Genomic DNA, 12788 nt, shown 5'->3' with positions numbered 1-12788 from the left:
ATGGTTTCGCTTTCCTTGTATCTTGAGAAGCCGCCGGGGCTTCAGGAGGCATTCGCCGTGCGGCTGCGCCTGCGCAGCAGCCCCCGCAGAAGCGGCAGAAGCAGCAATGCGCAGACCACGACGCCAAGCACGGCGGCGATTGGGCGTTCGAAGAAGCCGAGGAGATTGCCGTCGGCGATCTGCATCGACATGATGAAATTGCGTTCCAGCACCGGCCCGAGCACGAGCCCGAGGATGATCGGTGCGATGGGGAAGCCGTTTTCCTCCAACAGGTAGCCGGCGAGGCCCGCGACCAGCATGACGCCGACGCCGAACATCGTGTTGTTGATGGCGAAACTGCCGACGATGGAGAAAATCAGGATGATCGGCACGATCACGGCCCGGGGTACGGACAGGATGTGGCGCGCGGAACGGATGGCGAGGTAGCCCAGTGGGAAGAGCAGCAGATTCGCCAGGAAGAAGGTCATGATGATCGCGGTCGGCATCGAGGGGTTCTCGGCGAAGAGCCGTGGACCGGGGTTCAGCCCCTTCATGAACAGCACGCCCACCGCGATGGCGGTCACGGCGTCGCCGGGGATGCCGAAGACGAGCGCGGGGATCCAGGCGGAGGAGAGGCCGGCATTGTTGCACGACGTCGCTTCCATGAGCCCTTCCTCGTGGCCGGTTCCGTATTTCTCCGGCGTCTTGGAGAAGCGCCGCGACATGCCATAGGCGATCCAGGCGCCGACATCGCCGCCAACGCCGGGCAGCGCACCCACGCAGGTGCCAAGCGTCACGCCGCGCAGGAAGCTGAACGGATAGCGCTTGAACAACCCGCCGATGCCTTTGAAGGGCCGCGCCGCGCCGACGTCGGGAGGAGGCGGAAGGGTTGCGTTGGAAGAATAGCCGCGCAGGATCTCGGCAAAGGCAAACATGCCGATCATCACGGGGATGAAACTCACCCCGCCCATGAGTTCGACCGAGCCGAAGGTGAAGCGCGGCTGGCCGGAGGTCACGTCGAGTCCCACGGTGGCGATCAAAAGGCCGATCAGGAGCGAGATGAAACCGCGTGCGGGGTCTCGCGATGAGACCAGCGCCGAGGTCATCAAGCCGAGCATGGCCAGCCAGAAGAACTCGAAGCTGGAGAAGTTGAGCGCGATCCGCGCCAGCGCCGGGCCGATGACGAGCAGCGCCAGCGCGCCGACGAGGCCCCCGCAGGCGGAGAAGAAGATCGAGATCGACATGGCGCGCTCGGCCTTGCCCTTGAGCGTGAGCGCGTAGGCTTCGTCGACATAGGCCGCAGAGGCGGGCGTGCCGGGTATTCGCAGCAGCGCGCCGGGAATGTCGCCCGCTGTGATTGCCATGGCAGTGGTGGCCACGATGGTTGCGATGGCGGGAACGGGCGCCATGTAGAACGTGACCGGCACCAGAAGGGCGGTCGCCATGGTGGCCGTCAGCCCGGGCACCGCGCCGATGAAGAGGCCGTAGACCGCACCGCCAAGCACGGCCAGCAGAACGTCGGTCTGCATGACGATGCCGAGGGCGGTCAGAAGCGTGTCAGGAGTCATCCGAGGTCACCTCTTTCTCACCAGGGAAGCGGGATCAGGCCGGCGGGCAGCGGCACATGCAGCATCTCGCCGAAGACGTACTGTGCGACGAGGACGGTCCCCAGCACGGCGGGGACGGCCACGATCAGCCTTGCGCGGGCGAGGATCATCAGAGGCAGGCAGAAGAGCAGGCCGTAGAGCGGCAGGCCGAGTATGCCAAGCAGCGGGATCGAGGCGGCGACCCCGAGTATTGTCCAGATCGCCGAGAGGATGCCGCGCGTGCGGCCATCCCAGGCACTCAGGTCGATCCAGGGGGCGTTGCCGGCCGTGACAAAGCCCGCCCAGAGGATCCTGAGGCCGAAACCTATCATGCCGAGCCCGATCAGGATCGGCATGAGGTCGGGCCCGTAAACCGTGCCCGGTACGGACGAAAGGCGCCGCGCGGCGAGGATCGTCGCCAGGCCAAGAAGCGAAATGAATAGCCCGACAAGTCTGTCATCTATACGCACGGCGCCCTCCCGTTACTTCTCTTCGACGGCCAGGCCGACAGCCTTCATCGCCTCGACCAGCCCGGTGCGGGAGGTCATGACGGTGTCGGTGAAGGTGGCAGCGTCCTGATAGGCGACCGAGAAGCCGCGCGAGGCCATGAATTCCTTGAATTCCGGATCGGCGGTGATCTCTGCCAGCGCGTCAGACAGGGTGGCGGTTACTTCCTCGGGCAGATCGGCCGGGCCGGCCAGGCCGCGGAAGGGCAGGGGAGACCACTTGATGCCGAAGATCTCGTCGGTCGTCGGAAGGTCCGGGAAGACCTCGGTGCGTTCCCCGGAAATGACCGCAAGCGTCTTGGCTTCGCCCGCCTCGACCAGAGCGCGCGCTTCGGCAGGGGAGGTGGAAACGACGTCGATCGCGCCGGCTGCAAGCTGCTGCATCGCGGGGGCGGAGCCGGCGGAGGCAACCCAGGGGCTGGCCTCGGTGTCGACTCCCAGTTCCTTCAGCATGCCGACCCAGGCGAGGTGCGAGAGGCCGCCACGGTTGGCGCCGGAGGCCTTGATGGCGCCGGGATTGGCTTTGACCTCAGCGACAAGCTCCTCGACCGACTCGTAGGGCGCATCCGCGCGCACGTTGATGCCGATCGGGTCGGCATTGAAGCGGCCGATCAGGGTGTAGTTCTCGGGCTCGGCGCCGGGGATGCCCTGCGCCTTGTACATCGTCGTCTCGATGGTGATCACGCCGAGCGTGTAGCCATCGGCCGGGGCGTTGGCGATGGTGATATGGCCGACGAGACCGCCGCCGCCGGTGCGGTTGACGACGTTGAAGGGCTGGCCGAAGCGCGCTTCGAGCTGCTGGGCGAGCGTGCGCGCGGTGGCGTCCGTGCCGCCGCCGGCGGACCAGGGCACGACGATGGTTACGGCCCGTTCGGGCCATTCAGCCTGGGCTGCGCCGGCGAGGCCGGTAACGGCAAACAGGCCCGCCGATATGGCGGTCAAAGTTTTTTTCATGATGAGTTCCTCCTCAAGCCGGCCCTCCCGGCCGATTTCATGTGGCTCTTGCGAACGGTGAGAAACAACTTATGACATAAGTCATATGTCAAGAGATCGAGCGTTGAATAGTGATCTTGTCGCGGCTTGTTTTTAGAAGCCGGCGTGAGGGCGGCTGGGGACATGCGCGCCCTTGATGGAGTGGGCCGGGTGCGGGGCGACGGTGATTTCCTGTGGCCAGAACGTGATCAACGCTCATCTTTCGGTCGAAGTAGCCCATCCGGCGGCAACGTTGCGCCAGCCGCTCTGCGTGTTGTCATTGTTCTGAAGGAAACCAACCCGCTGCAGGGCGAGGGGCAATTGCCGTGTCGTGTCTTCGGCCCACCCTCGGCGGGCCTGAGCAACCGTGACACCAGGCGAAAAACGAGCTAAACTTAATCAATCGTTTGATTGAAATCTGAGTCGCCATGACTGCCAGCCCCGATCACTCAAGCCCTTCCGAACAAACCCGCCGCGCTCTGATCGATGCTGCGATCACGCTTTTTGGCGAAGCGAGCTATCATGGCACCTCGACGCGCTCCATCGCATTGCGCGCGGGTACCAATGTCGCCTCCATCTCCTATCATTTCGGCGGCAAGGAAGCGCTTCGGATCGCCTGCGCGGAAGCCATCGCGGAGAGGGTCGGAAAGGTCCTGGGAAGCGGTGAGGTTGCGCCGCCATCCAGCCCGGAGCAGGCTGCCGCGCTTCTCGAAAAGACGATCCGCAATTTCGTCCATTTCATTCTGCTCGAACAGGAGGGGGCGAACTTCGTTCCCTTCATGATGCGTGAGCTGATCGAGGAAGGGCCCGCGCTTGATCTCATCTATCAAACAACCTTCGAACCGCGTCACCGCGCGTTCTGCGGGCTTTGGGAGATTGCGACCGGCTCGCCAGCGGAAAGCGACGCGACCCGTATCGCCGTTTTCAGCCTGATCGGGCAGGTACTCTATTTCCGCATCGGGCAAAGCCTCGTGAAAAAGCGGATGGAGTGGGAGCGGTTCGACGACAGTCGCGTGGCGCTCATCGCGCGCGGGACGATCGCGAATCTCAGGGCCATGATCGCGGCCGCTCGGGAGGCACACCATGATTGATTCAATTTGCACCATTCCCGTTCTTGCATCCTTCTTCGCCGCCTGCACCGGCCTGCCTCCGCTGGCCACGGGCTATGTCGAGGGCGAGTTCCGCCTGATCGCGCCGATCTCCACGGCGCAGGTCGAGACCCTATCGGTGCGCCGAGGTGACCATGTGGATGCAGGACAGTTGCTGGCCGAAATGGAGACCCGCGACGCCGTTGTTGCGCTGGCCCAGGCACGTGCAGCCAAGGAGCAGGCCGAAAGCACCTTGGCCAACCTGCGTCAGGGTCTGCGCGAGGAGGAAATCCGGGTCATCGAGGCGACCCTGCGCTCGGCCCAGGCGGAAGTGCGCGAAGCGAAGCGGGAAGAGGAGCGTGTCGCCGACCTGGAAAACCGCGGCATCAGCCCGAAGACGCAGCTCGACGGCGCCACACTTCGGCTCGACGTCGCCCGGGCGAAGGTGGCCGAGGTCGAGGCAAGACTCGCCGTGGCCCGCTTGCCGGCGCGGCAGCACGAGATCGCGGCGGCGGAGGCAAGCCTGGCGCAGGCCCGGGCCGGGGTCGAGGCCGCCGCGTGGCAACTCGCGAAACGCAGGCTGGAGGCGCCGGCCGCCGGCGTCATCCACGAGGTGCTGCGCACGGCCGGCGAGATTGCCGGGCCACAGGCCCCGGTGCTCACGTTGCTGCCCGATGGCGCCGTGATCTTGCGGCTCTATATGCCCGAACCCGCGCTGGCCACGATCGGGCTCGGGAGCCGGGTCGAGGTCGGTTGCGATGGTTGCCCCGCTGGGCAGGGCGCGACGATCACCTATGTTTCTGACACGCCGGAATTCACCCCGCCGGTGATCTACTCCCTCGATAACCGCCAGAAGCTCGTCTACCTCGTCGAGGCCCGTCCCGATGCCGGTTCGGACTGGCTCAAGCCCGGCCAGATCGTGGATGTCGGCTTGCCGGAGGAGGAGGACGGATCGTGAGCGAACCGGCCATCCGCGTCGAACACCTGACCAAGCGCTTCGGCGGACGCGCGGTGGTGAACGACGTGTCCATGGAAGTGGCCGCTGGGCAGATCACCGGATTCCTCGGCCCGAACGGTTCCGGGAAGACGACGATGATCCGCGTGATGTGTGGGCTGCTGACCGCCGATGAAGGCAGCGGTACCGTGCTCGGCTACAGGCTCGGGCGCGACACGCGGCGGATCAAAAGCGAGATCGGCTACATGACGCAGCACTTCTCGCTCTACGAGGACCTGACGATCCGCGAGAACCTGGATTTCGTGGCGGGGCTATATCGCCTGCGTCCGCGTCGCCGGATCGTGGATGAGACGCTGGAGACTCTCGGGCTGTCAGCCCGCCAGCATCAACTCGCCGGCGCGCTTTCGGGCGGCTGGAAACAGCGATTGGCGCTGGCGGCCTGCGTGATGCACCGTCCGAAGCTGCTGCTACTCGACGAGCCCACTGCGGGCGTCGACCCCAAGGCCCGGCGGGATTTCTGGGAAGAGATCCACCACCTCGCGGCGGACGGCATGACGGTGCTCGTGTCGACCCATTACATGGACGAGGCCGAGCGTTGCCATTTCGTCAATTACATCGCCTATGGCGCTCTGGTGGCGTCGGGTACGGTGGAGGAGGTCGTCGCCCATGCCAGGCTCACGACCTATCTGCTCGAAGGCGATCTCGCGGCGGTGAACGAAGCGGACCGGCGGTTGCGCGACCGCGAAGGGGTGATCGAGATCGCCCCCTTCGGCACGACGCTGCACGTGGTCGGCCGTGACGCGGCAGCTCTCCGGCGCAGTGTCGAAGCCGTGGCCGCGGAGACCGGCACCCGCGCCTCTTTGACCGAGACCAGCCTGGAGGATGCCTTCATCCATTTCATGGGCGAGAGCGAGGATAACATGGGATGATCGGTTTTTCCCTGCGCCGCCTCGGTGCGCTCCTGCGCAAAGAAAGCGTGCAGATGCGCCGTGATCGCGTGACCTTCGCGATGATGATCGGCATTCCGCTGATCCAGCTCGTGCTGTTCGGCTTCGCCATCAACAATGACCCCAAGGATCTGCCCGCAGCCCTCGTCGCACCGACGCAGGACCGCTATTCCCGCGCCATCGTCACCGCGCTTGAGCTGACCGGTTATTACCGCTTCGACCACGCGACCTCATCGGCGGCAGAGGCAGAGGCGCTGTTGGAACGCGGGGCGGTCTCCTTCGTTGTTACCATCCCGTCGGATTTCGACCGCCGCGTGGACCGGGGCGACGCGCCGCAGATCCTGATCGAGGCCGACGCCACGGACCCCGCGGTGGCCTCCGGCGCCATCTCCACCCTGAGCCAGGTCGCCTCGCAGGCGCTCCTGCACGAACGCGGCCAGGAAGACGCCGCAGAGGAAAACGCGCGCGACAAGCTCGAAGTGGTGGTCCACCGCCGCTACAACCCCGAGGGCATCACCCAGTACAACATCGTGCCCGGGCTGCTCGGGGTAATCCTGCAGATGACGATGATGATCATGACCTCGATGGCGCTGACCCGCGAGATCGAGCGCGGAACGATGGAGAACCTGCTGGCCATGCCCGCCAACGGTTTCGAGATCATGCTGGGCAAGATCCTTCCCTATTTCTTTGTCGGCGCGGTGCAGGTGGCGATCATCCTGCTCGCCTCGAAGCTGCTCTTCGGTGTTCCCTTCGTCGGCTCGCTCTGGCTGCTGATGGGCGGTGTGTTTCTCTTCGTGCTGGCACTCGTCCTGCTCGGCTACACGATCTCGACCTTCGCACGTACGCAGATGCAGGCGATGCAGCTCACCTTCTTCATCTTCCTGCCCTCGATCCTGCTTTCGGGCTTCATGTTTCCCTATCGCGGCATGCCTGGCTGGGCGCAGGTTCTGGGAGAGGGGTTTCCGCTCACGCATTTCCTGCGGATGATCCGGGCGGTCATGCTGAAAGGGGCAGGCGTGGAGAATGTTTCGGCGCCGATATCTGCGCTCTGCGTTTTTGTTCTGGTGTTTTCCGGAATGGCGCTCCTGCGCTTCCGGCGCACGCTGGACTAGGGCCGAGTCCCGTGGTTACCCGCTCCCGTCAATAACCAGCCCGACCGGCTCGGCACGCAGGAGCGAGGGCGGAGAGAGGCCGAAATTGACGGCTGGCAAGCATGTCATCCAGGTAAGGATAGCGACCCCTACAAAGTCGAGGCCGCCGTCAGATTTGTCGAACGAAGACGGCCCGGAGCAGGCGCGTCATCTCTCCCTGTCCAGATCCAGCGAGATCGGGCAATTGAGAGTATTGCTGATCGTGCAGATCGATTTTGCCTGGCGAAGCAGTTCGACCGACAGCTCGGCATCGTCTGTCAGCTTTCCAACCACCCGGATATCGGCCGAGCCCAGTCGGTTGGGAAGGTCGGTCGCCTTCTTTCCGGTCACTTCGACCGAGAAGGGGAAAAGCGTCTGCCCGCGTTGCTCGGCGACAATCTCCAATGACTTCGCGATGCAGGCGCCGACAGACGCCAGGAGAAGGTCGACGGGAGTTGCGTGCGGAGGGACGGCATTGAAATCTTCAGGTCGGTCGGCGTAGAGCAGCGCCCCATCCCCATTGGACCGGACATAGATCGGGCCGAACGACTTCGGTTTGATCCTGATCCCCATTCATGAACTCCCTGACCTGGACATAGTATGGCGTGGATGCTGCGCTTCATTCCCCGGCGCGTCAATTGAGCTTTGCCGCCGCCATGCGCATGGCGCTCGGAAACGCACAAGGCGACAATTCAGGTATTCGGCCTGCGGGATGGTGCAAATCACGATTGTGCGCTTTCGCATTCCTGGCACAGTGAATACAACGACAGGTACACTGAAGACCGGACAACAATCCGGGAATTTTCGAAAACAGGACTGACGTCCAGGAGGTAAGAAGATGAAATACCTGATCGGTAGCCTTGCCATGGGGTTTGCCCTCTCCGTGTCACCAGCGGTGGCCGAAGAGTGGCGCGTGAACAACTTCCTGCCGGAGACGCGTCCGGAATCCGCGGAACTGGAGCGGTTCGTTTCCGAGGCAAACGAAGCACTTGGCGGAGAGCATGAACTGAAGCTCTATAGCGGCGGATCTCTGGGCCTGCCCAACACCGACACGCTGCGCTTCCTCCCCAAGGGCGCCGTCGAGATGAGCCTCATGTGGGCCAACTACCTCGGCCGTGACGCGCCGGCGCTCAGCTCGGTTGTTGTCCAGGGGACGATCGGCTCGATCGATGAGTTCGAAAAGGCCATCCCCGTGGTCAAGGAGATCTACGAGGAAGAATTCGCCGATTGGGGCGTGTCCTCCGTCGGCTATGTGGCCATACCGATGCTCATGGTCTCGGTCTTCTGCGGCGAAGAGCCGGTCAACACGTTGGAAGATCTGAAGACGAAGAAGCTGCGCGTCTGGGCGCGCGATCAGGTCGAAACCTTTACGCGTCTTGGCGTTTCAGCGCAGATCATCCCGCAGGAAGAACTCTATGTGGCGATGAAGACCGGTGTTGTGGACTGCGCCCTTTATCCTGCGCTTTACGCCCACACGGTCTCGCTGCAGGAAGTGTCGAAATACGCCTCCTTCCTCTACCCGATGGCATCTGGTCCCTACGTGATCGGCGTCGCATCGGACCGTTGGGAGGCAGCCGACGATACGTTCAAGACCGCGGTCACGAAAGCGGCCGACGACCTTTGGAACCGCACCAACCAGTATGACGACGATCTGGATCGCGAGATGAAGTCGCGCGAGGAGCTGGTCGCTCAAGGGCTCACCTGGGGAGAGGACTTCCCCGAAGCCGACCGCGCCCTGTTCGTCGACGCCGTGACTGAAGTCTGGGCTGAGCTGGCCGAAGAGGCCGGCGGCAACGCGCAAGGCTATCGCGAGCGGGTACTGGAAGCGCTCGGTCGCTGAACGGGGTAGATCAGATGGCCCGATCTTTCGGTTTCCACGTGGCGCAGGTTCTGCGCGGTTTGGCGTTCGCTTCCGCCATCGCGGGATCTCTGGGGATCGCGGCCATCGTCTGCATCATTTCGACTAGCGTCGTGATGCGAAAGCTCGGCACACCGCTGCACGTGACCGAAGAGGTCGTCGGCCTGTTGCTGAGCGTCTCGCTCCTGCTGGCACTTCCCATGATCACCTTGCGGGCGCAGCACGTTCGGGTGGCGCTTCTGGTCAACGCGACTGGCGGCGTCTGGCATCGGGCTTTGAAGGTTATCGGGATGCTGTTGAGCCTCGTCTTTTTCGGCTGGCTCATGCTCGAGATCGTTCCATGGTTCGAGTTCGCCTATGACCGCAACCTGAAGACACAGACCTCGCGCCTGCTGCTCTACCCATGGATGGCGGTGATGCCAGTGACCATCATGCTGACCATGGCAATCCTGTTGGCCCGGCTGATCGGCATTCTTCCCGAAGAGAAAGAAGGCGAGCGGCCGGGCTTCACCGATCAAAGCGAGACGACGACCTGATGTTCTGGACAACCCTGATTGGCGGGCTCGTTGCCACCGCGGGCACCGGCATGGCGCTTGGCGCCGCGCTCGGGCTGACCGGGCTGGTGATTCTGCAAGTCTTTTCCAACGGCGCCACCTCGCTGGCCGTCGACGCTATCTGGAACGTCTTCAACTCCTTCACCCTCAGCGCCGTTCCGGTCTTCATCCTGCTTGGGGAGATCCTGCTGCGCAGCGGTGTCAGCGAGCGCGCCTACTCGGCCTTCTCGCCGATGTTTCGCCGCGTGCCGGGCGGGTTGCTGCACACCAATATCGCCGTTTGCACCCTGTTCGGGGCGGTCAGCGGCTCAAGCCTTTCCACGGCGGCGGCCGTGGGCTCCGTTGCCTATCCGGAAATGACGAGGCGGGGCTACAACAAGGATATGGTCGTGGGCAGCCTTGCCGGCGGGGGGACGCTCGGGTTGCTGATCCCGCCGAGCTTGTCTTTCCTCATCTATGGTGCGCTGACGGAGACCTCCATTGGCCGTCTCTTCGCCGCCGGCATCGTGCCGGGGCTGATGGTTGGCAGCCTCTTCATGGCCTACCTGTTGATCCGCTGCGCCCGTGACCCTTCCCTTGCCCCTCGCGACGAAAGCCATGCGTCGCTGTTCGAGATCATTGCCGGATTTCGCCAGATCTGGCCGATCCTCGCGCTCATCGCGGCGGTCATCGGAAGCATCATCGGTGGGCTGGCAACGCCCACGGAATCGGCCGGGCTCGGGGTGATCTTCGCTATCGTTCTGACATCGATCTGGGGCGACCTGACCCTCCGCAAACTGCTCGACGCCATCTACCATTCGGCGCTGCTCTTTGCTTCCGTCGGTTTCCTGGTGCTTGGCGCCACGATCCTCGCAAAATCCGTCAGTATTCTCGGCGTGCCGCAGCAGATCCTGGAAACCGTCGCCGAGAGCGGCCTCGGCGCTTACACGGTGCTCCTGATTGTCGTGCTGATCTATCTGCTGCTCGGATGTTTCTTCGATGGCCTGTCGCTGATGATCATGACCCTGCCGGTGGTGTTTCCGCTGCTGACTGGGCTGGGCTTCGACCCGATCTGGATCGGTGTCGTCATTACCATCGTGATCGAGATCGGCCAGGTAACTCCCCCGGTCGGACTGAACCTCTCGGTTCTGACGGCTCTGACGAACAACGAGGTGAGCCTCGGTCGCGTGGCGATCGCCACGGTCCCCTATTGGCTGATCCACCTCTTCGCAATCGTCTTGCTGAGCCTTTTCCCGATTCTGGCGTTGTTCTTGCCCAACCTGCTATTCTGAAGGCATCCGAGTTGTCCTGAAATAGACCACGCTCAGTGGCAGTTGCAGTCTTGGCGACCTTTCTTCTTCTGCCCAACGTAAACTGGCCTGAGGTGTTGGGGCGGCCCGAGCCCATGCCGCCTGACAGGGCCTCACACTTGGGCCGAAACAGATCGAATTCCCCTCTCGCGCAAGGGGCAGGGACAGAATCAACGCCCTAGGGGGCGCTCCAGCTACAAACCATTTCAATCTGTACGGGATTTGATGCGGATCATTACTTCGCTCAGGATGAGAAAGTAGGTCTGGTTATGGGGCGTGATCGAATTTGCGGACACCGAGCGCCGCGGAACGTCCATTGGTGGAGATCAATATCAGCGGGGGGGGACATGAAAATCACGGAGTACCTGAAGATTGAAAGCGCTGCGGACCTGAGCCGATCGGAAGTGGGACGCCTTGGGACAGCGGTTATCTTCATCGTGGCTGTAATGGTCTACACGGGAACGAAATTCGCTCATATCGAACAATCCTACCTGTTGATCGCGGCGGCGGTGATCGGGGCGTACATGGCGCTCAACATCGGCGCGAACGACGTGGCCAACAATGTTGGGCCTGCGGTCGGTTCGTTTGCCCTGACCTTGACCGGCGCGATCATGATTGCAGCCATTTTCGAAGCCGCTGGCGCGATCATCGCCGGCGGCGACGTGGTCCAAACGGTCAAGAAGGGCATCATCGATCCCGCCGACATCAACGACCCGGACACCTTTGTCTGGGTGATGATGGGAGCGCTGCTTGGAGCCGCGATCTGGCTCAACCTTGCCACCTGGCTCGGCGCGCCGGTATCGACGACCCATTCCATCGTTGGCGGCGTGATGGGCGCGGGCATTGCCGCTGCCGGTTGGGATATCGTCAACTGGGACTCGATGGGTAAGATCGCGCTGAGCTGGGTCGTTTCTCCGCTGACGGGCGGGCTTATCGCGGCCCTCACGCTCTACATGCTCAAGCGTTTGGTCTTCTTCAAACGGGACCCGCTGCAGGCAGCTCAAACTGTTGTGCCCGTCATGATTGCGTTCATGTCATGGGCCTTCACCACTTACATCTTCCTGAAAGGCATCAAGAAACTGGTCGCGGTCTCGTTCCCGAGCGCAGTGCTTTACGGGCTGATCGCTGCCGTCCTGACATGGCTTGTCGTGGCACCGATGGTGCGCAGGGCGGTACCAAACCTCACCGGCGACCGGAACGGCGTGAACAAGCTTTTCACGGTTCCACTGATCTTTGCGGCAGCGCTCCTGAGCTTTGCCCACGGAGCGAATGACGTTGCAAATGCGGTCGGGCCACTGGCAGGCATCGTCGATGTTCTGACCGAAGGCGACGGTGGCGCCAAGGTATCCATCCCACTCTGGGTGATGGGGATCGGAGCCCTCGGAATATCCGTCGGCCTCGCGCTTTTCGGGCCAAAGCTGATCCGAACTGTCGGATCGGAGATCACTGAACTCGACCGATCCCGCGCTTTCTGCATCGCTTTGTCGGCGGCCATCACGGTCATTATCGCGAGCCAGCTTGGCATGCCTATCTCATCGACCCATGTTGCCCTCGGCGCAGTGTTCGGGGTGGGTTTCCTCAGAGAGTTTCTCGAGCAGAGAATGCACCGCGTGGTCGAGAACGTATTGGCCGAGCATCAGGGGGACCCTCATTTTGACGAGGTTGAAAAGGTCTTGCGGGATTTCGAGAACGCCCAGCCCGAGGCGAAGAGCGAGATGCTCGACCGGATCAAGAGTATGGGCGCCGAGGCCGTCATCACCAAGGCGCAGCGCAACGAGCTTCGCTCGGCATTGAAACGGCAGTTGGTGAAACGTTCGTCGCTGTTCAAGATCGTTTCAGCCTGGATCATCACCGTTCCGGTGGCAGCATTCATGGCAGCTTTGTTCTTCTTCGCCCTACGTGGCATGATGCTGCCATAGGGAAC

The 12788-nt window shown here is 62.9% G+C and carries 12 protein-coding genes; 8 read left to right on the top strand and 4 right to left on the bottom strand.

Going from position 1 to position 12788, the window contains the following annotated elements:
- Nucleotides 1-41: 41 nt before the first annotated feature.
- The 3 genes from AX756_RS02420 to AX756_RS02410 are packed head-to-tail and all read right to left on the bottom strand — an operon-like array spanning nt 42 to nt 3025.
- Nucleotides 42-1547 (bottom strand): tripartite tricarboxylate transporter permease, encoded by a 1506-nt coding sequence (locus AX756_RS02420; protein WP_068308247.1) that lies wholly within the window; start codon nt 1545-1547, stop codon nt 42-44.
- A gap of 17 nt (nt 1548-1564) precedes the next feature.
- On the bottom strand, nt 1565-2035 hold the full coding sequence (locus AX756_RS02415; protein ID WP_068308243.1) for a tripartite tricarboxylate transporter TctB family protein: 471 nt from the start codon (nt 2033-2035) through the stop codon (nt 1565-1567).
- Nucleotides 2036-2047: 12 nt separating this feature from the next.
- On the bottom strand, nt 2048-3025 hold the full coding sequence (locus AX756_RS02410; RefSeq protein WP_068308240.1) for a tripartite tricarboxylate transporter substrate binding protein: 978 nt from the start codon (nt 3023-3025) through the stop codon (nt 2048-2050).
- Nucleotides 3026-3471: 446 nt separating this feature from the next.
- Here AX756_RS02410 and AX756_RS02405 point away from each other — a divergent pair, with 446 nt between their 5' ends.
- Genes AX756_RS02405 through AX756_RS02390 form a run of 4 tightly spaced genes read left to right on the top strand, consistent with a single transcriptional unit; the run spans nt 3472 to nt 7145 of the window.
- On the top strand, nt 3472-4134 hold the full coding sequence (locus AX756_RS02405) for a CerR family C-terminal domain-containing protein (RefSeq protein WP_068308238.1): 663 nt from the start codon (nt 3472-3474) through the stop codon (nt 4132-4134).
- On the top strand, nt 4127-5089 hold the full coding sequence (locus AX756_RS02400; protein ID WP_068308236.1) for an HlyD family secretion protein: 963 nt from the start codon (nt 4127-4129) through the stop codon (nt 5087-5089). Before AX756_RS02405 ends, AX756_RS02400 begins: the two co-directional genes overlap by 8 nt.
- Nucleotides 5086-6015, top strand: a complete 930-nt coding sequence (locus AX756_RS02395) for an ABC transporter ATP-binding protein (protein WP_068308233.1) — start codon at nt 5086-5088, stop codon at nt 6013-6015. Before AX756_RS02400 ends, AX756_RS02395 begins: the two co-directional genes overlap by 4 nt.
- Nucleotides 6012-7145 carry an ABC transporter permease gene (locus AX756_RS02390; RefSeq protein WP_068308230.1) on the top strand — a complete coding sequence of 378 codons (1134 nt, stop codon included), beginning with the start codon at nt 6012-6014 and terminating at the stop codon, nt 7143-7145. Before AX756_RS02395 ends, AX756_RS02390 begins: the two co-directional genes overlap by 4 nt.
- Nucleotides 7146-7331: 186 nt before the next feature.
- Here AX756_RS02390 and AX756_RS02385 read toward each other — a convergent pair whose 3' ends face one another.
- Nucleotides 7332-7736, bottom strand: coding sequence for an OsmC family protein (locus tag AX756_RS02385; RefSeq protein WP_068308227.1), 405 nt, complete (start codon nt 7734-7736; stop codon nt 7332-7334).
- A gap of 265 nt (nt 7737-8001) precedes the next feature.
- Between AX756_RS02385 and dctP the strand changes: the two genes are divergently transcribed.
- The 4 genes from dctP to AX756_RS02365 all read left to right on the top strand — a co-directional run bounded on the left by dctP (nt 8002) and on the right by AX756_RS02365 (nt 12783).
- Nucleotides 8002-9003 carry a TRAP transporter substrate-binding protein DctP gene (gene dctP, locus AX756_RS02380; protein ID WP_068308224.1) on the top strand — a complete coding sequence of 334 codons (1002 nt, stop codon included), beginning with the start codon at nt 8002-8004 and terminating at the stop codon, nt 9001-9003.
- 14 nt (nt 9004-9017) lie between these two features.
- Nucleotides 9018-9557: a TRAP transporter small permease gene (locus AX756_RS02375; protein WP_068308221.1), complete on the top strand. Its 540-nt coding sequence runs from the start codon at nt 9018-9020 to the stop codon at nt 9555-9557.
- Nucleotides 9557-10846: a TRAP transporter large permease gene (locus AX756_RS02370; RefSeq protein ID WP_068308218.1), complete on the top strand. Its 1290-nt coding sequence runs from the start codon at nt 9557-9559 to the stop codon at nt 10844-10846. Before AX756_RS02375 ends, AX756_RS02370 begins: the two co-directional genes overlap by 1 nt.
- A 365-nt stretch (nt 10847-11211) precedes the next feature.
- Nucleotides 11212-12783, top strand: a complete 1572-nt coding sequence (locus AX756_RS02365; RefSeq protein ID WP_068308215.1) for an inorganic phosphate transporter — start codon at nt 11212-11214, stop codon at nt 12781-12783.
- Nucleotides 12784-12788 lie beyond the last annotated feature (5 nt).

Origin of the sequence: Aliiruegeria sabulilitoris (assembly GCF_001558155.1) — a bacterium.
Lineage (GTDB): Bacteria > Pseudomonadota > Alphaproteobacteria > Rhodobacterales > Rhodobacteraceae > Tropicimonas > Tropicimonas sabulilitoris.
Note: the sequence above shows the minus strand (reverse complement) of the source record. Positions and strands in the feature narration are given on the sequence as shown.